This window comes from Bradyrhizobium sp. NDS-1, from assembly GCF_032918005.1.
Taxonomy (GTDB): Bacteria; Pseudomonadota; Alphaproteobacteria; order Rhizobiales; family Xanthobacteraceae; genus Bradyrhizobium; species Bradyrhizobium tunisiense.
Map to the genome: position 1 here is coordinate 2,291,478 of NZ_CP136628.1, position 21,779 is coordinate 2,313,256.

Here is a 21,779-nt window from a genome sequence, read left to right on the forward strand (position 1 = left end):
ACCGAGCCGTCTCAAACCCATGCCCTGATCGTGCATTCTGCAAAATCAAGAAGCACTCAGAGCACCGGCATGCGCCCCGATCGATAGCTGCAGTTCGAAAGAACTCCTGGTTGCAATGACGCGACTCAGTGCCGCCCTTACAAGACCACGAGAAGGTCGGTCATGCGTCGTTGTTGCACCCCATGAGCCGAACTGCCGCATCCTACATGGCGTTGTTGGAAACGTGGCTCGCTGCTCAGATTGGCAGATCCAGCTGTGGCTCCGCGCCATCTTCGGTTTGTAGCGACGACAGTGAGACGCCCAAGAGCCGCACCGGTCTTGGAAGAGGCGTTTCGTTCTCAAGCAGGGCGACGATCAGGCTCTCCAGACCGGCCCGGCTCGACACGGCGGAAGGAACAGACTTACTGCGTGTCATGATCTCGAAGTCTGCGAATTTAATCTTCAGCGTTACTGTCCGGCCTCGCAGGCCCTTGTCTTTGGAATGCCGCCAGACCTTGTCGACCAGGGGCTGCAGCTCCGACACCATCGCCTCGAAGTCGCCGAGATCAGTGGAGAAAGTGCTTTCGGCGCCGACGGATTTTCGGATCCGGTCGGCGCGAACCTCACGGTTGTCGACGCCCCGCGAGATCCAATAGTAGTAGCTTCCGGCCTTCCCGAAGTTTGCCTGCATGAATTCGAGCGACTGGTTACGCATGTCGAGGCCGGTGTAGAGGCCGAGAGCGTTCATCTTGGCGCTGGTTGCCGGCCCAATGCCGTGGAATTTGCCGACAGGCAGGGTTTCTACGAATGCGGGGCCCATCTCAGGCGTGATGACGTACTGGCCGTTCGGCTTGCGGTGGTCAGAGGCGAGCTTTGCGAGAAACTTGTTATAGGAGATGCCGGCCGAAGCGTTGAGGCCGGTTACCTCCTTGATCTTCGCACGGATCGCCAACGCGACGTCCCGGGCTAACGGAATCCCCTGCAGGTTTTCCGTGACGTCCAGATAAGCCTCGTCCAGGGAAAGCGGCTCGATGATGGACGTGTGCTCGGCGAAGATGTCGCGGACCTGCTGGGAGACTGCCTTGTAGAGCTCGAAGCGCGGCTTCACGAAAATGATGTTCGGGCATTGCCGCTTCGCCGTTACCGACGGCATGGCCGAGCGCACTCCGAATTTCCTCGCTTCATAGCAGGCTGCCGCAATGACGCCTCGCTCGCGCGATCCGCCGACGGCAACCGGCTTGCCGCGCAGATCCGGGTTGTCCCACTGCTCGACGGACGCATAGAAGGCGTCCATGTCGACGTGGATGATCTTGCGCTGGCGGCCCGGGGAAGCTGCCTGGTCGTCATCGTCCTCGATGGTCACGTCGTTAGCCCGGCCGTGTCTTCCTTGACGCCGCGGGCGACAATCCGGAGCGTGCCGTCGGCAAGCGGCCGTTGTAGCCTTAGTGCCTCGTCCAGAGGGGCAGTCATCCAGGTCTCGACTTCGTCCGGCGTCGTCAGGATCACCGGCATCGCCTTGGGATGGATGGCGTCGACCTCGGCGTTTGGTTCGGTCGTGAGGAACGCGTAGAGATCGTTGGTGGTCTCGCCCTCCTTGACCTTCCGAACGGACGTCCAGTTGGTCCAGATGCCGGCGAAGCAAGCAAGGGGACGCGTTTCATCGAGCGCGAACCAGATATCACCGCCCTCGGCCTTGTTGAATTCGCTGAAGGAGTTGAACGGCACAATGCTGCGATTTTCGGCCCCCAGCCATCGCGTCCAGTGCTTGCTTTTCACGTTGCGGATGTTTGTCGTGCCGCCGTCCGGCTCCATCCGCAGTAGTTCCTTGAAATCGACGGTCTTGCCCTTGGCCTGCAGCTTTTCGGCTCGCTTCTTCGTGGCATCCATCAGCGCCTTTGACGATGATGGCATTCCCCACCGCGCCGTAGCGAGTTCGCGCCCCTCGGGTCCGTTGCGCACGATCGGTGCCTTGTAATCGGGAAAGACCCCCGGCATCGGCGCTAGATTGCCAACGTATCGGCTCACGACGCGAAACAGCGCGATGATGGCGGCCTGGTTTGTCGTGATCGAATAGAGAGGGTGATTGCGGTTGCTGCTCGAAAGGCTCAGCCTGGAAGGGAAGCCGGCGAGCCGGTGGCAGCAGGAGCGGGAACATGAAGCACTATGTCGGTCTGGATGTTTCGCTAAAGGAGACGGCTATCTGTGTTGTGGACGAGAATGGCGTCGTCATTCGCGAGGGCAAGGCACTTTCGGAACCGGAGGCTATTGTTGCTTGGCTCAACGAAAGCGGATTGCCCATTGTCAAGATCGGGATTGAGATTGGTGGTCTCGCTCGTTGGCTGTACAGCGAACTGCGTGCTGCCGGCTTACACGCAGTCTGCATCGATCCCCGAAGACTGCGTGGCGTGACTAAGACGATGCCGATTAAGACCGATCGAAACGACGCTCGCGCCATTGCACAGGTAATGCGGGTCGGCTGGTACACCGTTGTTCATATCAAGGGTGACGTGAGCCAGGAGCTACGAATGCTTCTCAACAATCGCAAGACGCTTTTGATCAAGCAGATCGATATCGAGAACGAAATTCGCGGCGTCTTACGCGTCTTCGGCTTAAAGCTATCTGGTCGTATACCTCAAGCGACGTTTGAGCAGCAGACTAATGAACTCACAGATGGCCATCCACGACTCGCGGCGATGCTGCGCCCAATGCTTGTGGCTCGAGCCGCGCTGCGTGAACAGTACGGCGTCCTGCACAAGATGGTACTTGAAATAGTACGCCGCGAACCGACATGTCAGCGGCTCATGACGATACCGGGCGTAGGTGCACTGACGGCAATCACGTTTCTAACAACCATTGATGACCCGGATCGCTTTCAACGCTCCCGCGATGTTGGCGCGCATCTTGGCCTTACGCCACGCAAATACGCATCTGGGGAAACCGATCGGAATGGCGCTATTTCGAGGTGTGGCGATGTGATGCTCAGGACCATACTTTATCAGGCCGCGCTTGCACTTCTAACCCGCACCAAGCGTTGGTCCGCATTGAAAGCTTGGGGTGTAAGGGTGGCCAAGCGACGCGGCCTTCGCCGAGCGGTCGTAGCAGTCGCACGAAAATTAGCGATCGTGATGCATCGGATCTGGGCAGATGGAAGCGAGTTCCGATGGACCCGCGAGGAGGCGACCGCATGATCAATTAGCAATTCAGCGGATCCGCCGAAAAGGCGGGACGACGTCCTGCGAGGACGAGGTCGGGGTGACTGCGCTGCAACCTCTGTGCCTGCAGCACGCGCCTAATAGATAGCAGCTCCCGATCTTCGGACTACCATCGTGAGGCGGCTATGAACGTCGACCTCGTAGACAAGAGCGAGCCTCGCAGGCTGTCGGTAACGAGCTGAACCCTTGTGCCAGCAACCGCAATCAGACAAGATTGCACATCGGTCAGGCTTCGGTCCGGGGGTGGCGCGGCTGCCAGGCCAATTGTAGCAGAGTCGCGGATGGACGCCGGCCCGCCTTGGCGCATTTGCGGCAGCGCAGCCGGCTGGCGAGATCGTGCACAAAGGTGGTCGGCGGGTGCTTCATCGCCGCAAGGTCGACGTCGCTTGGCGTCTTGCACTGCGCGCACCTGATCTCAAGCCAAGGGAAGCCTCCATTCACGGCCTGGTCGATGGTGGGCGACGGATCGATCGGTTCGCCGTCTGACCACATCCGCTCGTTCCAGCTTTCGCAAAGCAGCCTGTCAGCTTGCTGGATGAGCGCTTCCCCCTTCGCCCGCGTCTCCGCCGATTGGGTCGCGAGAATGTTGGCCATCGCCCGTGCCTTGCCGAGCTCTTTCGCCAGTGCCTTGCGATCGCCGCCCGACAGCGGTGTAGGGTGATACTTCGGGGCCATCCGGACATCCAGGTGCAAAGAGATCGGATAGGCGATCCGGAGCGGGTTACGGCGTCTCGAGCGCCGGCCAGCACCCGTCTTCTTCATGTCTGCCAGTGCGCTGCTGGCAGGTGTTGTCGAGCAGCCGTTGCGCGACGTCCTTCCAGACCGCGTTGCTGCCATACAATCGGACTGCATCGGCGGTCTGGATTTCCACGGTCCGCTCGCAGCGGCGGCAGGCGACGCGCAGCACGTGACGCTGAATTTCCGAAAGACGTCTCAGCCGTATCTGGACCTCGGTCGCGGCGGCACGAGGGTCTTTGAGGACCGACTCCCAGTATTCGGCTGGGAGGGGCGCATCCGGAGCCGCAGCGGAGGGGCCCCGCCTGCGGGCGGCTTCAGCGGCGAGCTTTTCCATCTGCTTCGGGGTCGGCATGCGCCAGCTCGCGGGTCGGTCGGTCATTCTGAATTAGAACATAAAGAGAACAAAAGTCGAGTCCGCTCCGGCCCGTTCCGATGAAAAATCCTCCTGGTGGAAGGGGCACGATGTCGGAACCAAGCTGGATGGATCGTCTTGAATCCAGCATCAGTATCGGAGTTCCCCACCATGGCCCCTCGCGCCAACTGGAAAGGCTTCCTGCGTCTTTCCCTCGTCACCTGTCCGGTCGCGCTCTATCCCGGCCACATCGGAATCCGAAAAGGTCTCGTTCAACCAGCTCAACCGTAAGACCGGTCACCGCATCAAATACGCCAAGGTGGATGCCGACACCGGCGAGGAGGTCGACAACGAAGACATCGTCAAAGGCTACAAGGTCGACACCGACACATTCATCGAGGTTACCAAGGAGGAGCTCGAGAACGTCGCGCTGGAATCCACGCGAACCATCGAGATCGACGAATTCGTCGACCGCAGCGAGATCGATCCGCGATATCTCATCCGTCCTTATTATCTGCGCCCTGACGGCAAAGTTGGGCACGATGCCTTCGCGGTCATTCGCGAGACGATCCGCGAGATGAACAAGGTCGCGATCGGTCGGGTGGTGCTGACCAATCGCGAACACATCATCGCGCTGGAGCCGCTCGACAAGGGGCTGATGGGGACGCTGCTCCGCTATCCCTATGAAGTCCGCGATCCGAAGGAGTATTTCGACGATATCCAGGACGTCAAAGTCACCAAGGACATGCTCGATCTCGCCAGGCATATCGTCAACCAGAAGGCGGGACATTTCGAGCCGGACAAGTTCGAAGACCAGTACGAAACCGCTCTCATCGATCTCATCAACCAGAAGCGCGCCGGCAAACCCATCACCGCGAAAGCGCGTCCCAGCGGCGAGAACGTGGTTGACCTGATGGACGCTCTGCGCAAGAGCATCGGCGGAGGCGCGGCGGCAGCGACAGAGGCGCCGAAGAAGGCAGCCAAGAAGGCGCGCAAAGCGGCGGCCGGGCAGAAGGAAATGCTGATGCCGATTGCCGGCAAGAAACCGGCCAAGGAGGCCGCAGCGAAGAAGCCGGCGGCCAGACCGCAGCGGAAGTCGGCATAGCGAGACGCTAAGCATCCAGTGGCGCCAGACGGCCGTTACTTCGTCGTCCGCGGCAGGGAGCGATATGGCTGCGCTGAAAAAGACTTCCAGGAGATCGATGTTGAGTGCGGGCATTCTCGCCTACCGCAATGGCGCTCGCGGGCTCGAGGTTCTGCTCGTTCATCCCGGCGGTCCGTTCTGGCGCAAGAAGGATAATGGCGCCTGGTCCATTCCCAAGGGCGAAATCGATGCCGCGGATGCTCCGGAGCAGGTCGCCCGGCGCGAGTTTGCCGAAGAACTCGGCCGGAGTGCTTCGATTGGTCCACTCCGGGCGCTGGGGGAGATTCGACAGCGAGGAGGGAAGCGCGTTATCGCATTCGCCGGCGAGGGCTATTTTGAACCGGCGGCGCTGACCAGCAATACCTTCGATATCGAATGGCCGCCACGAAGCGGCCGACGGCAGAGCTTTCCCGAAGTCGACCGCGCAGAATGGTTCGATATCGAGTTCGCGCGGACGAAGATGCTGTCAGGGCAGGTAGAGCTTCTCGATCGTCTTTTGGCGATCGCGGGTGAGAGCGCCGGGAAATGATGCTCAGGATTGGAATCATTTCGGACACGCACGGCCTGTTGAGGCCCGAGGCGGAACGAGGCCTGACGGGCGTCGATCACATCATTCATGCCGGCGACATCGGGCGTCCCGAGATCGTCGACGCGCTCCGCCGGATCGCGCCCGTCACCGCCATCCGAGGAAACGTGGACAGTGGCGAGTGGGCCCACCAATATCCCGACACGAAACTCATGCACCTGGCGGGAAAGTCGATCTACGTTTTGCACGATTTGAAGACGCTGAAGTCCGATCCCGGCGCCGGCATCGGCGTCATCGTCTCGGGGCATTCCCACATGCCGAAGATCGACAGGGTCGATGGCGTTCTCTATCTGAATCCCGGCAGCGCGGGACCCCGGCGTTTCAAGCTGCCGATCACTCTTGCGACGCTCGAAGTCACGCGTGAGGACGTGCGACCGAAAATCCACGACCTCGGAGGGGACTGAACATACGGCCGCGGAGGGAATTCACAGCGGAGGAGGCGAATGCATCAATTCGTTCCGTTTGCCGGTTAGGCCCGAAGGGAAGCGCTATTTGCGCGGACGTTCTCGCTCGCGCACGACGTCCTTCGCCCGCTTGTCGGACCTGAGCCCGAGGTAGACGGGTTGGCGCAGTTCGCCCTTGCTCGTCCATTCCGCAAATTTGACCTCGGCCACCAACGAGGGCCTGACCCAGGTCGTCGCGGCCTCATCCTTCACTTTGGCAGGGAAGGGTGATTTTGAGGCCGTCAGCTTCATGAGCTTGGCATGGATGTCTTCCAGGACCTTGTGGCTGAAGCCAGTGCCGACATGACCGATGTAGCGCCAAGCGTCATCTTCGCGCACGGCGAGGACCAAGGCGCCGAAGAACGGCCTGCTGCGTCTGGGCGCCGTGAAGCCCGCGATCACCACTTCCTGTCGCTTTGCCGTCTTGATCTTCAGCCAATCCGCCGTTCGGCTTCCGGACGCATACGCGCTGTCGGCGCGCTTCGCCATGATGCCTTCGAGACCCTTCCGCTCGGCCTCGCCGAAGAATTTGATACCATTCCCTTTACGGTGAGCGCTAAAGGCGATCAGCTTGTCGCGCGGCAGAATTGCCCTTAGCCGCTTCTTGCGCTCGAGGAGAGGCTGCTTGCGCAAGTCCACTGCATTCTCAAACATGAGATCGAAGACGCAATACTTGAGCTTCGCTTCATGGCGCAGTGCGTTTTGGAGCAGCTGGAAATGTGAGACGCCGTCCTTTCCGATCGCGACGAGCTCGCCATCGATCACGGCGTCGCCCTTCACGCCCTCCAGCGCTTTGGCGACCTCGATATAGCTGCGGCTGATGATCTTGCCGTTGCGGCTGTAGAGCGCAACCTTGCCCCGCCGGATTTCGGCGATCATTCGGAATCCGTCGTACTTGTCCTCGAAAACCCAGCCGGGGTCGTCGAACGGCGCGTCGGTGAGCGTAGCGAGCATCGGCTGCAGGCGCTTGGGCAGGGTCGACGTCCGGCTCATTCGAAAGGCAATCCTTTAAGAGCGCGTTGCGAAATGCATGGACGTCCTTCAAGGATTAAGGAACGCTTCGAGGCCTTGTCGTGTTCCGCAGAAGCCGTGACGTAGCGCGACGTTGACGATCGATCGGGGAGCGCGGATCAGACCGATGGCCAGAAAACTGAAGACCTACCAGACTTCGCTGGGCTTCTTCGATCTTGCGATCGCCGCGCCATCCATGAAGGCGGCCTTGGAGGCGTGGGGCGCCGACAGCAACCTCTTCCACCAGGGCGCGGCGAAGGAGAGCCACGATCCGGACGTCATCGCTGCGAGCATGACAAAGCCGGGTGTCGTTCTGAGGCGCCCGGTTGGCACCGATCGTCCTTTCAGCGAACATGCCGAGCTACCCACCGATCTTGTCGGCGGTGGATCAACGAAAGTTTCCCGCAAGTCGAAGAGCCCAAAGGCGAAGAAGCCTCTCTCCCGCGCCGTCGACAAGGCTGGGGAGCGCAAGGCCGCTCTCGCCTACGAACGGGAGCAAAGGCGCCGCGAGCTCGAACGGGCGAAAGAGGAGGCCGCAAGGCAGAAGGAGCGTGAACGCCGTCAGCGGGTGGTCGACAAGGAGAGGCTGCGTTGGACAAGGCCGAGCTGGAGCACGCAAAGCGGGCCGCCGCCATCCAGGCCGAGATCGAGGCTCTTGAGAAGAGATCTCAGGCCGAAGAAGCCCGCTGGGATAAGGAGAAGGAGCGATTGGAAGCCGCGCTGCGGCGCGCGCGGGGTTAGTTTCTGTGGCAGCCACGAACGTAGGCCAGCGGTCCCCTTCAAGCGCTCACCATTCGGGATATTGGTGGCGTGCTGCGGCCCGGTTCACGGCGGCGCGGTCCCGTCGGTCCTCGGGGGCGAGCTCCATGACGGCCCGATGTAGCTCGGCTGGAATCATCAGTTGGCTTTCCAAGGGCTTGTTGGCCCACTGCCAGAAGCGATCGAATGCATCCATCACAAATCCTCCCGCAGGCCCCGGAAGAATGGGTGCCGGACCTTTCCCTCCGCCGACTTCGTGCGGTACTCGATCTCGGCGAGCAACTTTGGTTCGACCCAGATGCCCCTGTGTGTGATCCGCTTCGTGTACGGCTGTGTCTTGCGGATGAGCGGCTTCAGTCTTTTCTGGAGGTCAGCGGCGGACGTCTTGTCGAAGCCATGATCGACCTTGCCCGCATAGATCAGATCGTCGCCCTTGAGGCGGCCCACATAGATGCCGTCCCACTTTCCCTCATCGAGCGCGAAGCCGGCGATCGTCAGCGTCTCGCGCTGGATGCAGGTTTTCTTCACCCAGTCGCTTGTACGGCCCTTCGGATAGGGACCGTCTCGCACCTTCGACACGACACCTTCCAGGCCGAGTTTGCAGGCGTGCGCGAACATCTCGCGTCCCTCGATCTCGAAGGATTCGCTGAACTGGACGTCGGTGCCGGTTAGGATCTTCTTGAGTTCGGCTTTGCGCTGAATGAGCGGCAGCTTCCGGAGATCGCGGCCGTTCAGATAGAGCAGATCGAACGCCACCAGCACGATCTTGGTCGACTTGCCCTTGAGCTCGTTCTGCAGCACCGAGAAATCGGTCGTGCCGTCGGCGGCTGGAACGACAATCTCGCCGTCGATGACGGCCGAACTCGCCCTGATGCGCCAGGCATCGTGGGCGACCTTCTTGAAGCGGTGCGTCCAGTCGTGGCCACGCCGGGTAAAGATCTTGGCCGACTCGTTGGCCAGATGCACCTGCACCCGGTAGCCGTCGAACTTGATTTCGTGAATCCATCGGCTACCGGAGGGTACCCTCTCGATCGAGGTCGCCAAGGCCGGTTCGATGAAGCGGGGCAACGGCGCCTTCACGCCGATGGCCGCGGGTCTTTTACGCTGAAACGCCACTGAAGAACTCCACGCAACAGCTGATTCAAATTGACACAGTTCGAATCGTTCCGGAACCCGTGAATCCCTTGCTGCGTTGGTTTGTCATCAAATCCGACAGGAGGAGCCGATGGCGGCAGCGAAGAAGAAGACGGCGCGCGGGCGCAAGCAGGACCGGGCCCGTGTGGCCGGCGGGCAAAAACATGAAGTGGGGTACGAGTCCAAGAAGACAGGGCGGTCGGCGTCAGCGGTCAAGAAAGCTGTCAAGAAGGTCGGCAACAGCCGGAAGCGGGTCGAGAAGCGTCTCGCGCGCTAGGTCTTTGCTCGCGCCGATTGTCCAACGCGTTTACTCGACGAGGGGCGGGCATTCGGGGCAGGTGTCGCCGATCGAGTCGAGGACCTCGGTCACCGCGCCGGCGGCCGCCTCGGGCGAAAGACCTGGTGGCGGATCCTGGCGGGCGATTTCGAACGCCCGCTCGCGGGCGTGCGGATCTGCGCGGTCCTGTATCCAGCCGTGGTACTCACACTCGCGGATCGCGCCTGCCTCCTGCAGCACGGCTATCGCCCAGCCCCGTACCGTGCGGATCGCCGTCCGCCTCTCCTTGGTCATCAGCATCAAGATCGCCTCCCCGAGGGACGAATCTTGCGGCCCTCGATTCGTTCCGGCTGCTAACACAGGGCAGGGATTCCAAATCGTCGGGGCAGGTGCTTTTCCACGTGTTCCGCGGCCCTGTGCAAAACCAGCCGCGCAGCAATCTTGTCTTCCTTGTGCGAGTCGCGCATGACGACCTTCAGCGCCTCGTTCGGCAAAGCGCGCTGCAGCGCCTTTGCCTCATCCCAAGGGGGCGCGCTGGGACGAAATTTACGCGCTTTTGCCGGCTGAGCGGCCTGCCATTCAACGCGACCGGCCAACATATAAAGACGGCGTCTGGAGGGTTCATGAATTCGCTTGGCAGATGGACGTAATTCTGTTCTGGGCTCATTTCGAGGGCCACTGGCTGGCAGCACGGAGTTTCATGATCCCCAGCGGCCGGAGCACCCGCCGGCGCTGCAACATTCGATAACTGGCCGAAATCCAGTCCGCATGGTTTGCGGTAGCTACAAGGTCATTGGAAATGCGTCGAACCGCTGTCGCATTGATTCTCGCCATTCTGTCGAGCGGGGCCTTGGCCGATGATTTTGTCGGACAGGCCAGCGTGATCGACGGCGACACGCTGGACATGCATGGCGTGCGCATCCGGCTTTGGGGCATCGACGCACCGGAGAGCAGCCAGCTGTGCCGCGGCGAAGACAGCTTGCAATATCGTTGCGGTGCGCAGGCCGCGAACGACCTTGACGCCTTCATTGCCCGCCGTCCCGTCAATTGTGTCCCAGTCAGCCTCGACCCGTATGGCCGCACGGTTGCGACCTGCTCGGTCGCAGGCGGGGATGTCGGGGAATGGCTTGTACGCAACGGCCTTGCGTTGGATTGGCCCCAATACTCGAAGGGCAGATATCGCGAAGCTCAGCGCGAGGCTGAGCGTGCCGGCCAGGGTCTCTGGAAGGGCAGTTACGTGGAGCCGTGGCTCTATCGTGCATGCATCCGCGCCAGTGGAAAGCCGTCCGCCTGTTCGGATGATGCAAATGCCCATCCTTGATGCGATCCCGGCAAGGCGCCAATCCACAACGTGCATTGGCCAATCACCGAACTTGGCCAGGTGGCTCTGGCGCGGTTTGGGCGACTCACGCTACTCATCATTGCCAATCACCTCACTGCACAATGGGAATGAAATGGTTGCTGCCACCCGTGAATTGCCGGCCTCTGGTTACGCGCTTGAAGTAGACGGCCGGCTCAAAGCCGAATTTGCAACCAGGGATGGCGCCAGGGCGGGTGGAGAAGAACTGAAGAGGCGCTTTCCCATGCTTCAGATCAGGATCTATGACGCGCAGACGAATGCGCGCGAGGAAATCTAGATCCGCTGATTCAAGTTTTGGCGGAGTTGCTCGGCCAGAGCGCGTGCGGCTGCCGCCGCACCGGGCTCTTGTAAACCGAGCCGCGTTGCGTCTCGGCCATCCGGCGTCGATCCCTCGCGCAAGGGGATGCGGAGCTCCTCGCCGGGGGCACTCGGAAAAGGGGCTCGCCTGCGGCGATCGCTATCACTGCCCCGTTCCCGGGTGCCCTCTTAACCGGTCTCGTCGCTGCACTCGGACCCGCGTGCCCCTGCGGGTCGCTATGCTCACGCTCTCCGGGTGCCATTTTCCTTGAGGCGATGCGCCCCTGGCGCACGCCTGGTCGGGCCTGCGGCCCTAGGCACCTCAATACCAACTTCAATGCAGAATCGACGAAAAGCAGGCCGCCCCGCAGATTCCGCATCCTCTCATTTGGAGGCCTGAGAGTGAGAGTGTCGCGCGGTTTTGCCGTGACGGGTTACAGGCTGCGAGAGAGGCTCGCGGCGCCCGTCGCGGAGATCCGCGATGTCCAGACACCATCCTCGGGCGCGCACCGGTGAGGACCGGGCAAACCTTTATGACGAAATCACCAACAAGATCATCGCCGAGCTGGAGGCCGGCCGAGTGCCGTGGGTGCAGCCTTGGGGCACCGCGGCGGCGAAGGCGCCTTTGGCCATGCCGAAAAGCGCAGCGTCCGGCCGTCAATACAGCGGCATAAACATTTTAATCCTCTGGGGAGCAGCCACTGAGCGCGCATTCACAGGTCAGAGCTGGCTTACATTCCGTCAGGCGCTGTCGCTCGGTGGTCACGTCCGCAAGGGCGAGCGCGGCACGACCGTCGTCTATGCCGACCGCTTTGTGCCGGTCGACGAAAAACGCCGCGCGAGCGAGAGCGGTGAGGAAGCGCAGGCCATTCCGTTCCTCAAGCGTTTCACGGTCTTCAACGGCGATCAATGCGACGGCTTGCCTCGAGAGATCGCAACAACGGTGCCGCCCCCGCCGCCAGGCCTGATCGAGCCGCTGGTCGAATACTTGATCAGGGCGACCGGCATCGATTTCCGCATTGGGGGCAACCGAGCCTTCTATGTGCCTGCAGACGACTATGTCCAAGTGCCGCCACCGCAAGCCTATTTCGAACCGATCAATTGGCATCGAACGGCCTTGCACGAGCTGGCGCAGGCCATGCGGCCACCCGTCGCGTCTCAACCGCGACCTGTCGGGCAGCTATGGAACCAAGAAGTACGCCTTTGAGGAGCTGGTCGCGAAATCGCCTCTGCGTTCGGTTGCGCCTCGCTCGGTATCGTTCCCACGGTGCGGCACGCCGACTATATCGGCTCGTGGCTTGAAGTGTTGCGCGAGGACAATCGTGCAATCATCCGGGCCGCTTCCCAGGCCAGCAAGGCCGCGGACTACCTGCTTGGCTTTCTCCCAGGAGCTGCTGCCGATATGCCGGAGGACCAGCACGCGGCGTGAGGCTCTGCTCGGTGGCCGCAGGATGAGAGTGAGAGGGCGGGGGCGTTTCCGTGACGGGTTGGAGGCCGAGAGAGAGGCTCCCGGCGGCCCGTCGTGGAGAATCGATATGACGAAGGCTGTCCAAAAGATCACGCTGTCCCCCTCACGAGACATTCCGTTCAACAAACTGGTCCTCAGCCAGTCCAACGTCCGGCATGTGAAGGCGGGCGTTTCCATCGAGCAACTCGCCGAAAGCATCGCGCAGCGCACGCTCCTGCAAAGTCTCAATGTGCGGGCGGTCGTGGACGCCGAAGGCAATGAGACCGGCATGTTCGAGGTGCCGGCCGGCGGCCGGCGTTATCGGGCGCTGGAACTTCTGGTGAAGCAGAAGCGTATGGCAAAGACGCAACTCGTTCCTTGTGTCGTGCGCGAGGGTGGCATCGCTGAAGACGACTCGCTTGCAGAAAATGACGAGCGGGTAGGGCTTCATCCGCTCGACCAGTTCCGCGCCTTCCAGACCTTGAATGCCACCGGCATGTCCGAGGAGGATATTGCGGCCCGGCATTTCGTGACGCCGGCCGTCGTGAAGCAACGACTGCGGCTGGCGTCCGTGTCGCCAAAGCTGCATGACATCTATGCCGAAGATGGCATGACTCTGGAGCAACTCATGGCCTTCTCGGTCACGGCCGACCACGCTAGGCAGGAGCAGGTGTGGGAGAATGTCAGCCGATCCGGCTATGACGAGCCCTATCAAATCCGGCGAATGCTCACAGAAAATACCGTTCGCGCGTCCGATCGCCGCGTGCAGTTCATTGGGCTGGATGCTTACGAGCAGGCTGGTGGCAGCGTTTTGCGGGATCTGTTCGAGCACGATGATGGCGGCTGGCTCCAGGACGTTGCCTTGCTTGATCGTCTCGTGACAGAAAAGCTCAAAGCCGAAGCCGAGACCATTGCTGCGGAGGGCTGGAAGTGGATTTCGGTCGCCGTCGAATTCCCCTACGGTCACACCGGGGACCTACGCGAAATTGAGGGCAAACCTGTCGATCTTTCCCCGGAGGAGCAGGCCACCATCGAAGCACTCAACGCCGAGCAGGCCAAGCTTGAATCCGATTACCAGGATGCCGACGAATTGCCCGATGAGGTCGATCAGCGTCTCGGCGAAATCGAGACGGCACTGGTCGCGTTCGAAGACCGGCCGATGATTTACGATCCGGCCGAGATCGCCCGCGCCGGCGTCTTCGTCAGCATCGATTCCGAAGGGCGCCTCTCGGTCGATCGGGGTTACGTCCGGCCGGAGGATGATTTGTCGGCAGACGATCCTGATGTCGGGCAGACCGCCGACACACAATCGGTCGAGGGGAAGGCGGCTGGTCCTTCCGTCCAACGCACGATCATCGCCGTGGCTAGCGGCGCGACTGACGCGGAGGAAGATGATGAGGACGCGACAAAACCTCTGCCGGATCGGCTGATCGCTGAGCTGACGGCGCATCGCACGCTGGCATTGCGGGATGCGCTGGCAGAAAATCCCGCGATTGCGTTCCAGGCGGTGCTGCACAATTTCGTGCTGACGGCGTTTTACCGGTTCGCATCGTCAGGGAGCTGCCTTGAGATCGGGCTTCGGACACCGACCTTTCCGGCTCAAGCGCCTGGCTTGAGGGAAAGCGCGTCGGCGAAGGCCGTCGAGGCGCGGCATGAGTCCTGGAAAGCACGTTTGCCGAAGGGGGAGAGAGATCTCTGGGATGCTCTTTCAACCCTCGATGCCGACGCGCAGGCATCCCTGTTTGCTCACTGCGCCTCATTTGCGGTCAACGCCGTCTATGAGCCGGCCAACCGCTACAATCAGGGCCGCGTTTCCGCCCAAGGCGTCCGCACCCGCCTTGACCAGGCCAATGTGCTGGCACGCGCGGTCGACCTCGACATGGTTCGAGCGGGGTGGAAGCCCTCCGTCGACAACTATCTCAGCCGGGTCACCAAGCCTCGCATTCTGGAGGCGGTGCGGGAAGCCAGGGGTGAATCCTCCGTGCAACTGATCGACCACTTGAAGAAGGCCGACATGGCCAAGGAGGCCGAGCGTCTCCTCGATGGTTCGGGCTGGCTGCCGGAGCCACTGCGTCTTGTCGATCCCAATGCGGCGTCAGGGGAGCAGGAGAGTGAACCGGGCCCGCTGCCCGAATTCCTCGCCGAGGACGAGGATCGGGACAACGCGAACGACGATGATCCGCAACAGCTCGACGCGGCTGAGTGACGAACGGGATGGCTCCCGCCGTCCCACAGTTGCTTGGGGATCGGTGTGCCGCGCCGGTCCCCATTCTTTTGGGCGAGGGCTGAGAGGGAGAGCCGGGCCGGCAAGGGTTTGAGCCGTCGGGTCTTGAGGAGAGCGCCTGATGGTTCGACCCGTTCCTGCTCTCCGAAAGAAATCCTGCCATGACCGAATCTCTCGCCGGCGGCGCTGCCGCCGCGCCGTTCTCGATGCGTGCCACTGCAAGTCTCACCTCCGCCGCCGTCAGGGCCGCGCGACAGCTCGCGGTTGATCTCGAGCGCGGCCGTCGCATCGATGCCGCTGTGCTGCGCAGCGCCGTGGAAGCTGCCTTCGGCGCTTCCGACGCCACTGGCGTCTGGAACTGGAAGACCGCCTATGATGTCTGCGAGGCGGCAACCGTTCTGTTCCTTCGCAAGTTTGGCCCGGCTATCCGGACCAAGGCTGCGTCAACGGCCGCGATGCTGCCGATGCTCGCGAAAATCGCGCGCTGTCTGCCGACCCATACGCGGCGTTCCGAGGATAGCCAAGCCCTTCAACAATTCTCGACGCCAATCCCGCTGGGGCTTGCCGCATGCACCGCGGCCGGCATCACGCCCTCTGACCGGGTTTTGGAGCCCTCTGCGGGGACCGGCTTGCTCGCCATCTTTGCCGAGCTCGCCGGCGGCACCTTGGTGTTGAACGAGCTGGCCGAGTCCCGCGCGGCATTGCTCGATCAACTGTTTCCCAGCCTTAAAGTCACGCGGTTTGACGCCGCCCAGATCGATGATCACCTCGATGCGGGTGTCGTACCGAGCGTCGTCTTGATGAACCCGCCGTTCTCGGCATTAGCGAACGTCGATCGACGGATGGCGGACGCGGCTTTCCGGCACATCGCCTCAGCCTTGGCGCGTCTTTGCGATGGTGGGCGTCTGGTCGCTATCACCGGCGCAAGCTTTGCGCCGGACAATCCGGCATGGCGAGATGCCTTCGTTCGCCTCCAGGAATGCGGGCGGGTGGTGTTTTCTGCCTCCATCGATGGCGCGGTTTACGCGAAACACGGCACGCAGACGGACACGAGGCTGCTCGTAATCGACAAGAAGCCGGCCGCAGATCCGAAGATCTTTCCAGCATCGCTGGGCGTGGCAGGCGATGTCGCCACGTTGCTCGACTGGGTAAGCCAGCATGTGCCCCCGAGGCTGCCCGTTGCCACCCCCGTCATGCTCGACGCCATCAGGCGCCCCACGACGTCGCGGCCGGTCAGCGCCTTTGCGCCACGGCCGTCGTCCACTTCCAAAGATGGCGCGACCGAGGGCGTTGAGCTCCACTACGAGACGGTCGACTGGACGCCTCCGGACGGCGCTCGACTGACCGACGCGTTGTATGAGGAATACGCACTGCAGGCGATCCGTTTTCCGGACGCGCATGCGCATCCGACCAAAGTCGTGCAGTCCGCCGCGATGGCCTCGGTCGCCCCGCCGAAGCCGTCTTACCGGCCACATCTGCCGGCCAATGTCGTGGCGGATGGTATCCTGTCGGACGCTCAGCTTGAGAGCGTCATCTATGCCGGCGAGGCGCATTCCGAGTTTCTTGCGGGCTCATGGACGGTCGATGCGACCTTTGATGTTGTGGCGGCCGCGCGCGGCGATGCAGAAAATGCCGTGCGGTTTCGGCGCGGCTGGTTCTTGGGTGACGGCACTGGTGCGGGCAAGGGGCGGCAGGTCGCCGGCATCCTTGTCGACAATTGGCTCAAGGGCCGCCGCCGCGCGGTCTGGATCAGCAAATCCGACAAGCTGGTCGAAGACGCGCAGCGCGACTGGTCTGCGCTCGGCATGGAGCGGTTGCTCGTGACGCCGCTCTCACGTTTCCGGCAGGGCACGCCGATCCGGCTCGCGGAAGGCATCCTTTTTACCACCTACGCTACGCTGCGTACCGATGAGCGCGGCGAGAAGCTTTCGCGCGTGCGGCAGATCGTCGAATGGTTGGGCTCCGACTTCGATGGAGTGATCGTCTTCGACGAGAGCCACGCGATGCAGAACGCGGCAGGCCAGAAGGGCGAGCGCGGCGACCAGGCGGCCTCCCAGCAGGGGCGCGCGGGGCTCCGGCTCCAGCACGCCTTGCCGAATGCCCGCGTCGTCTATGTCTCGGCGACCGGCGCCACGACCGTGCACAATCTCGCCTACGCCCAGCGATTGGGATTATGGGGCGGCGCCGATTTCCCGTTCGCCACCCGCGCCGAGTTCGTCGAGGCCATCGAGGAGGGCGGCGTAGCGGCGATGGAGGTGCTCGCGCGCGACCTCAAGGCCCTCGGTCTCTACGCGGCCCGCTCGCTGTCCTACGAGGGCGTCGCGTACGAGCTCATCGAGCACCAGCTCGCGCCCGAGCAGGTTCGCATCTACGACGCCTACGCCGGCGCGTTCAGCGTCATACATAACAATCTCGATGCGGCAATGCGGGCCACCAACATCACCGGCGAGACCGGCACGCTGAACGGCCAGGCCAAATCGGCCGCGCGATCTGCCTTCGAAAGTGCCAAGCAGCGCTTTTTTGGCCACCTCCTGACCTCGATGAAGACGCCATCGCTGATCCGCTCGATCGAGTGCGATCTTGACGCCGGCCATGCCGCCGTCATCCAGATCGTCTCGACCGGGGAGGCACTGATGGAGCGCCGGCTCGCCGAGATCCCGACCGAGGAGTGGGGCGACGTCCGGGTCGACATCACCCCGCGCGAGTATGTGCTCGACTATCTCGCCCATTCCTTTCCGGTCCAGCTTTACGAGCTCTTCACCGACCAGGAAGGCAATCTCTGCTCCCGGCCTGTCTATCGCGACGGCCAACCAGTCGAGAGCCGGGACGCCGTCGCTCGCCGCGACCGCCTCATCGAGAAGCTCGCCTCGTTGCCGCCGGTACCTGGTGCGCTGGACCAGGTCGTCCAGCGCTTCGGCACCGACATGGTCGCAGAGGTGACCGGGCGCTCGCGCCGCATCGTTCGCAAGGGCGACCGGATGGTCGTCGAAAACCGGGCCGGTTCGGCCAACCTCGCCGAGACGTCGGCGTTCATGGATGACGTCAAGCGGATCCTCGTCTTCTCCGACGCCGGCGGCACGGGGAGGAGCTACCATGCGGAGCTCTCGGCCCGGAATCGCCGCCTGCGGGTCCACTATTTGCTCGAGCCTGGTTGGAAGGCGGATGCCGCGATCCAGGGGCTCGGCCGCACCAACCGGACCAACCAGGCGCAACCGCCGCTGTTTCGCCCGATCGCAACCGACGTGAAGGCCGAAAAGCGCTTCCTCAGCACCATCGCCCGCCGGCTCGATACGTTGGGCGCCATCACGCGCGGCCAGCGTCAGACCGGAGGGCAGGGCTTGTTCCGGCCCGAGGACAATCTCGAAAGCCAGTACGGGCGCGATGCGCTGCGTCAGCTCTACACCTTGCTCGCGCGAGGCAAGGTCGAGGGCTGCCCGCTCGAGGGGTTCGAGGATTCGACCGGCCTGAAGCTCACGGATGCCAATGGGCTCAGGGATGACTTGCCGCCGATCACGACCTTCCTGAACCGGTTGCTGGCGCTCACGATCGATCTTCAGAATATCCTGTTCACCATTTTCGAGCAGCTCTTGACCGCACGGATCGAGGGTGCGGTCGCGTCAGGTACCTATGACGTCGGGCTGGAAACGCTCCGCGCGGAGAGCTTTGTCGTCACCGACCGGCGCACGATTTATGTCCATCCGGGCATCGGCGCCGAGACCCGGCTGCTCACCATCACCCAGCGCCAGCGCAACCGTCCTGTGAGCCTGGATGATGCTCTTGCTCGTGCCTCCGATCGCAACACTGCCCTGCTGATCAATGAGCGCTCGGGACGAGCCGCGGTGCAGGTCTCAGCCCCGAGCTTCATGCTTGACGACGGCGAGATCGAGCAGCGCGTCCGCCTGATCCGGCCGATGGAGCAGCATACGATGCCCCTGAATATGATGGCGGAGAGCCACTGGATCGAAGCGGATCGCGAACGCTTCGCCGCGGCCTGGCTGGCGGAGCTTGCCGAGATCCCCGAGTTCACGGAAAGCACGATCCATGTCGTGGCCGGCTTGCTGCTGCCGATCTGGAAGCGGCTGCCGAACGAGTCGACCCGCGTCTATCGGCTGCAGACCGACGCGGGCGAGCGGATCATTGGCCGCAAGGTCTCGGCGACTTGGGTCGCGAACGCCCTTGCGGCGGACGCGCCGGCGCTGACGCCGGACGCCGCCTTTGCCGCGCTCATGGAGGGACGGGCGGTCCTCGAGCTTGCGGAAGGGCTCCAGCTCCGCCGCGTCCGCGCAATGGGCGCATACCGCATCGAACTGTCTGGGTTCAACGACACGATGCGCGACCGCTTGCGGGCCTACGGCCTCTTTGGAGAGATCATTTCCTGGAAGCTGCGGATGTTCGTGCCCACGGACGCAAGCGGCTTCGAGGTCCTGGCGAAGGTGCTCGACACCTATCCCGTTGCGCGCATCAGTGAGCGGGAGGCCGCCTGATGTCCCGCGATGCTTCCGAACTGGCACGCCGCCTCGCGCGCGAGGCCGAGGCGGTGTGCCGACACTATCTCTCCAATGGCAAGCGGGCGGGCCGGTACTGGGTGGTCGGCGACGTCCACAACACCGCCGGCCGCTCGTTGTTTGTGCGACTTAAGGAGTCGCCGAAGGGGCCGGCGGGCAAGTGGACCGATGCCGCAACAGGAGAGCATGGCGATCTCCTCGACATCATCCGCGAAACCTGCGGCTTGCGCGACTTCCGCGAGGTCGCCGAGGAGGCGAGGCGCTTTCTGAGGCTGCCTCGTACTGAACCGGGACTCGCTCTGAAATCCATTCGTGCGCTAGCACCGGCTGGATCGCAAGAGGCGGCGAGACGGCTCTTTGTTACCTCGCAACCGATCGAGGGGACCGTGGTCGAGGCATATTTGCAGCGTCGCGGAATAGCCCGCGTTCACCATGGTGGCAGCCTGCGTTTCCATCCGCGCTGCTATTATCGGCCCGATGAACACCTGCCGACCGAGACCTGGCCGGCGATGATCGCCTGCGTCACGGACCTCGAAGGACGGATCACTGGCGTGCACCGCACATGGCTCGATCCGGATGGCTTTGATCGCATTCGGCTCGGCAAAGCGCCGATCGATACGCCACGACGCGCGATGGGCGATCTCCTCGGCAACGCGGTTCGCTTAGGCGTGGTGGACGACGTGCTCGCTGCCGGCGAGGGTATTGAGACCATGCTGTCGCTGCGCTACGTGCTGCCGAGCATGCCAATGGCGGCTGCGCTTTCGGCCAATCACCTCTCAGCCATGATGCTCCCATCGAGCCTGCGTCGGCTCTACATCGCCCGCGACGCCGATGCCGCCGGCGATGCGGTGCAAGCTATTCTCAGCCAGCGCGCAGCAGACGCCGGCATTGAAGCGATCGCGCTGTCGCCCCGGTTGGGCGACTTCAACGAAGATCTGCATGTCTTCGGCCTCGACGCACTCCGAGCAGCATTGCGGCTTCAGCTCGTGCCAGAGGATGTCGTTCGCTTTCTGCATTCGTCGACGGTGGCCGCGGAATAGCTCCTGGTCTCCGATCGACGTTGTATCGGCCGGTCATAGGCGAGGCCAATACCGGAAGAGAACGCGACCTCGGCCTTCTAGAGGGCGATCGGACGGCAAGCGGCCCGGGCCGGCAATGGCTGCGTCCGGCTATTTTCCGCCGCGCGCCAGCGATGTGAAGACACATCATGCGTTTGGCCGCGCGCTTTGCATCGCGAAGCAAAATAGCCGGCCTCCGCCATCCTCCGCTGCCGCTTCGGCCCTTCGGGTTCTGGCCCGTTCCGCCTGCCGTCAGAGGATCGCCACGAAGGCCGCGATGGTCGCGGCCGATCCGGCAAAGGACCCCTTCTCATGACCGACCATGACGACATCGAACCGCCGCACGCCTCTTCTTCAACCGACCACGTCCTCACCGAATTACAGCTCTTCGGCTACCGTCCCTTCGACGACCATCCCGATCCACGGCCGCTTCCGGAGGGCAAGATCATCACCGGCGCTGTCGCCGATATCTTCGACGCCCTGGTTGCGACCCTCAACGACACGCGGCTTGAACCGGACCTTGACGATTTGCTCTGGTCGACCGTCAATCTGTTCCATCGTGCCGTCGACCGCATCGAACGGCAGCTCGACGACAACGAGCAAGCGCAGCATAAGAGCCAGCGTGAGCAGAACGGCTCGGAAGTGCGATCGGTCGAACTCGAGCGCTTCACCGCCGAAGGCATCACCCTGATCGAGCGCCGCAATTGCCTGGAACTGTTCCGGGATCAGGCCATCGAGCGGTTTGAGGTCCACACCGGTTCGTCCTGGCGTCCTCGGTCGGGATCATTGGTCAATCACCGCTCGCTGACCGCAGCAATGATCGACTCCCGTGACTTCATCGCAGCCAAGCGTCGCGCCGAGACTGAGGTGATGTTGCCGCCGGGGCCGAAAATCGCACTCACCGGTGGACTCGACTTCAATGACCACAACCTCATCTGGGATCGCCTCGACAAGGTTCATGTCAAGCACCCCGCCATGGTCCTGCTCCATGGCGGCTCCCCGAAAGGCGCTGAACTGATCGCCTCGAAATGGGCGACGAGCCGCAAGGTGCCACAGATCGCTTTCAAGCCCGACTGGACGAAGCACGCGAAGGCTGCGCCGTTCAAGCGCAACGATGCACTCCTCGAGCTGCTGCCGATCGGCATCATGCATTTCCCGGGCACGGGAATCCAGGACAACCTCGCCGACAAGGCGAAGCGGCTCGGCATCCCCGTCTGGAGCTTCGGCGGCGCGTGAGCGCCGTCGTGCTTGAC

The 21,779-nt window shown here is 62.6% G+C and carries 18 protein-coding genes and 3 pseudogenes; 13 read left to right on the forward strand and 8 right to left on the reverse strand.

Going from position 1 to position 21,779, the window contains the following annotated elements:
• Positions 1 to 235: 235 nt before the first annotated feature.
• Both dinB and RX330_RS10835 read right to left on the reverse strand, forming a co-directional pair.
• Positions 236 to 1,273, reverse strand: a complete 1,038-nt coding sequence (gene dinB, locus RX330_RS10830) for a DNA polymerase IV (protein WP_317243883.1) — start codon at positions 1,271 to 1,273, stop codon at positions 236 to 238.
• A gap of 65 nt (positions 1,274 to 1,338) precedes the next feature.
• The gene (locus tag RX330_RS10835; protein ID WP_317243884.1) at positions 1,339 to 2,088 is read right to left on the reverse strand and encodes an SOS response-associated peptidase; all 750 of its coding nucleotides are present in this window, start codon (positions 2,086 to 2,088) and stop codon (positions 1,339 to 1,341) included.
• Between the two features lie 44 nt (positions 2,089 to 2,132).
• Between RX330_RS10835 and RX330_RS10840 the strand changes: the two genes are divergently transcribed.
• On the forward strand, positions 2,133 to 3,167 hold the full coding sequence (locus tag RX330_RS10840) for an IS110 family transposase (protein ID WP_085398870.1): 1,035 nt from the start codon (positions 2,133 to 2,135) through the stop codon (positions 3,165 to 3,167).
• Positions 3,168 to 3,416: 249 nt separating this feature from the next.
• Here RX330_RS10840 and RX330_RS10845 read toward each other — a convergent pair whose 3' ends face one another.
• Positions 3,417 to 3,866 (reverse strand): hypothetical protein, encoded by a 450-nt coding sequence (locus RX330_RS10845; protein WP_317243885.1) that lies wholly within the window; start codon positions 3,864 to 3,866, stop codon positions 3,417 to 3,419.
• A 46-nt stretch (positions 3,867 to 3,912) separates the two neighbouring features.
• Positions 3,913 to 4,308 (reverse strand): hypothetical protein, encoded by a 396-nt coding sequence (locus RX330_RS10850; protein WP_317242984.1) that lies wholly within the window; start codon positions 4,306 to 4,308, stop codon positions 3,913 to 3,915.
• Positions 4,309 to 4,452: 144 nt separating this feature from the next.
• Here RX330_RS10850 and RX330_RS10855 point away from each other — a divergent pair.
• The 3 genes and pseudogenes from RX330_RS10855 (at position 4,453) to RX330_RS10865 (ending at position 6,415) form a co-directional block, all read left to right on the forward strand.
• Positions 4,453 to 5,386: pseudogene (locus RX330_RS10855) on the forward strand (Ku protein).
• Positions 5,387 to 5,450: 64 nt separating this feature from the next.
• Positions 5,451 to 5,954, forward strand: a complete 504-nt coding sequence (locus RX330_RS10860) for an NUDIX domain-containing protein (RefSeq protein WP_317242985.1) — start codon at positions 5,451 to 5,453, stop codon at positions 5,952 to 5,954.
• On the forward strand, positions 5,951 to 6,415 hold the full coding sequence (locus tag RX330_RS10865) for a metallophosphoesterase family protein (RefSeq protein WP_317242986.1): 465 nt from the start codon (positions 5,951 to 5,953) through the stop codon (positions 6,413 to 6,415). Before RX330_RS10860 ends, RX330_RS10865 begins: the two co-directional genes overlap by 4 nt.
• Positions 6,416 to 6,499: 84 nt before the next feature.
• Here the strand turns inward: RX330_RS10865 and ligD (RX330_RS10870) are convergent, their stop codons facing one another.
• Entirely contained in the window at positions 6,500 to 7,447 is a 948-nt protein-coding gene (ligD, locus tag RX330_RS10870; protein ID WP_317242987.1) for a non-homologous end-joining DNA ligase, read from the reverse strand.
• A 145-nt stretch (positions 7,448 to 7,592) separates the two neighbouring features.
• On the opposite strand from ligD (RX330_RS10870), the pseudogene RX330_RS10875 reads away from it, so the two are divergent.
• Positions 7,593 to 8,206 (forward strand): annotated as a pseudogene (locus RX330_RS10875) (cell envelope biogenesis protein TolA).
• A 46-nt stretch (positions 8,207 to 8,252) separates the two neighbouring features.
• Here the strand turns inward: RX330_RS10875 and RX330_RS10880 are convergent.
• Positions 8,253 to 8,420, reverse strand: a complete 168-nt coding sequence (locus RX330_RS10880; protein ID WP_317242988.1) for a hypothetical protein — start codon at positions 8,418 to 8,420, stop codon at positions 8,253 to 8,255.
• The gene (gene ligD / locus RX330_RS10885; protein ID WP_317242989.1) at positions 8,420 to 9,340 is read right to left on the reverse strand and encodes a non-homologous end-joining DNA ligase; all 921 of its coding nucleotides are present in this window, start codon (positions 9,338 to 9,340) and stop codon (positions 8,420 to 8,422) included. The genes RX330_RS10880 and ligD (RX330_RS10885) overlap by 1 nt, the downstream gene beginning before the upstream one ends.
• A 109-nt stretch (positions 9,341 to 9,449) precedes the next feature.
• On the opposite strand from ligD (RX330_RS10885), the gene RX330_RS10890 reads away from it, so the two are divergent.
• Positions 9,450 to 9,635 (forward strand): DUF3606 domain-containing protein, encoded by a 186-nt coding sequence (locus RX330_RS10890; protein WP_283018230.1) that lies wholly within the window; start codon positions 9,450 to 9,452, stop codon positions 9,633 to 9,635.
• Positions 9,636 to 9,665: 30 nt separating this feature from the next.
• Here the strand turns inward: RX330_RS10890 and RX330_RS10895 are convergent, their stop codons facing one another.
• Positions 9,666 to 9,935: a hypothetical protein gene (locus tag RX330_RS10895; protein WP_317242990.1), complete on the reverse strand. Its 270-nt coding sequence runs from the start codon at positions 9,933 to 9,935 to the stop codon at positions 9,666 to 9,668.
• A 499-nt stretch (positions 9,936 to 10,434) separates the two neighbouring features.
• Here RX330_RS10895 and RX330_RS10900 point away from each other — a divergent pair, with 499 nt between their 5' ends.
• From RX330_RS10900 to RX330_RS10930, 7 genes and pseudogenes are all read left to right on the forward strand, one after another.
• Positions 10,435 to 10,956 carry a thermonuclease family protein gene (locus RX330_RS10900; RefSeq protein ID WP_317243886.1) on the forward strand — a complete coding sequence of 174 codons (522 nt, stop codon included), beginning with the start codon at positions 10,435 to 10,437 and terminating at the stop codon, positions 10,954 to 10,956.
• A 133-nt stretch (positions 10,957 to 11,089) separates the two neighbouring features.
• Complete coding sequence (locus tag RX330_RS10905) at positions 11,090 to 11,272, forward strand: hypothetical protein (protein WP_085398880.1); 183 nt, start codon at positions 11,090 to 11,092, stop codon at positions 11,270 to 11,272.
• A gap of 501 nt (positions 11,273 to 11,773) precedes the next feature.
• Positions 11,774 to 12,721: pseudogene (locus RX330_RS10910) on the forward strand (ArdC family protein).
• Positions 12,722 to 12,827: 106 nt separating this feature from the next.
• The gene (locus RX330_RS10915; RefSeq protein ID WP_317242991.1) at positions 12,828 to 14,945 is read left to right on the forward strand and encodes a ParB/RepB/Spo0J family partition protein; all 2,118 of its coding nucleotides are present in this window, start codon (positions 12,828 to 12,830) and stop codon (positions 14,943 to 14,945) included.
• A 179-nt stretch (positions 14,946 to 15,124) separates the two neighbouring features.
• Positions 15,125 to 19,447: a strawberry notch-like NTP hydrolase domain-containing protein gene (locus tag RX330_RS10920; RefSeq protein WP_317242992.1), complete on the forward strand. Its 4,323-nt coding sequence runs from the start codon at positions 15,125 to 15,127 to the stop codon at positions 19,445 to 19,447.
• Positions 19,447 to 20,508 (forward strand): toprim domain-containing protein, encoded by a 1,062-nt coding sequence (locus RX330_RS10925; RefSeq protein ID WP_317242993.1) that lies wholly within the window; start codon positions 19,447 to 19,449, stop codon positions 20,506 to 20,508. Before RX330_RS10920 ends, RX330_RS10925 begins: the two co-directional genes overlap by 1 nt.
• Positions 20,509 to 20,838: 330 nt before the next feature.
• Positions 20,839 to 21,762 carry a DUF2493 domain-containing protein gene (locus RX330_RS10930; protein ID WP_317242994.1) on the forward strand — a complete coding sequence of 308 codons (924 nt, stop codon included), beginning with the start codon at positions 20,839 to 20,841 and terminating at the stop codon, positions 21,760 to 21,762.
• Positions 21,763 to 21,779: the final 17 nt, after the last annotated feature.

What these genes read in the sequence shown, in the direction of transcription:
- RX330_RS10920 (WP_317242992.1), top strand. Translation starts at nt 15,125, where the DNA reads ATGACCGAATCTCTCGCCGGCGGCGCTGCCGCCGCGCCGTTCTCGATG.
- RX330_RS10930 (WP_317242994.1), top strand. Translation starts at nt 20,839, where the DNA reads ATGACCGACCATGACGACATCGAACCGCCGCACGCCTCTTCTTCAACC.
- dinB (WP_317243883.1), bottom strand. Translation starts at nt 1,273, where the DNA reads ATGGACGCCTTCTATGCGTCCGTCGAGCAGTGGGACAACCCGGATCTG.
- RX330_RS10925 (WP_317242993.1), top strand. Translation starts at nt 19,447, where the DNA reads ATGTCCCGCGATGCTTCCGAACTGGCACGCCGCCTCGCGCGCGAGGCC.
- RX330_RS10905 (WP_085398880.1), top strand. Translation starts at nt 11,090, where the DNA reads ATGGTTGCTGCCACCCGTGAATTGCCGGCCTCTGGTTACGCGCTTGAA.
- RX330_RS10850 (WP_317242984.1), bottom strand. Translation starts at nt 4,308, where the DNA reads ATGACCGACCGACCCGCGAGCTGGCGCATGCCGACCCCGAAGCAGATG.
- RX330_RS10845 (WP_317243885.1), bottom strand. Translation starts at nt 3,866, where the DNA reads ATGGCCCCGAAGTATCACCCTACACCGCTGTCGGGCGGCGATCGCAAG.
- ligD (WP_317242987.1), bottom strand. Translation starts at nt 7,447, where the DNA reads ATGAGCCGGACGTCGACCCTGCCCAAGCGCCTGCAGCCGATGCTCGCT.
- RX330_RS10860 (WP_317242985.1), top strand. Translation starts at nt 5,451, where the DNA reads ATGGCTGCGCTGAAAAAGACTTCCAGGAGATCGATGTTGAGTGCGGGC.
- RX330_RS10900 (WP_317243886.1), top strand. Translation starts at nt 10,435, where the DNA reads ATGCGTCGAACCGCTGTCGCATTGATTCTCGCCATTCTGTCGAGCGGG.
- RX330_RS10865 (WP_317242986.1), top strand. Translation starts at nt 5,951, where the DNA reads ATGATGCTCAGGATTGGAATCATTTCGGACACGCACGGCCTGTTGAGG.
- RX330_RS10880 (WP_317242988.1), bottom strand. Translation starts at nt 8,420, where the DNA reads ATGGATGCATTCGATCGCTTCTGGCAGTGGGCCAACAAGCCCTTGGAA.
- RX330_RS10890 (WP_283018230.1), top strand. Translation starts at nt 9,450, where the DNA reads ATGGCGGCAGCGAAGAAGAAGACGGCGCGCGGGCGCAAGCAGGACCGG.
- RX330_RS10915 (WP_317242991.1), top strand. Translation starts at nt 12,828, where the DNA reads ATGACGAAGGCTGTCCAAAAGATCACGCTGTCCCCCTCACGAGACATT.
- RX330_RS10895 (WP_317242990.1), bottom strand. Translation starts at nt 9,935, where the DNA reads ATGCTGATGACCAAGGAGAGGCGGACGGCGATCCGCACGGTACGGGGC.
- RX330_RS10840 (WP_085398870.1), top strand. Translation starts at nt 2,133, where the DNA reads ATGAAGCACTATGTCGGTCTGGATGTTTCGCTAAAGGAGACGGCTATC.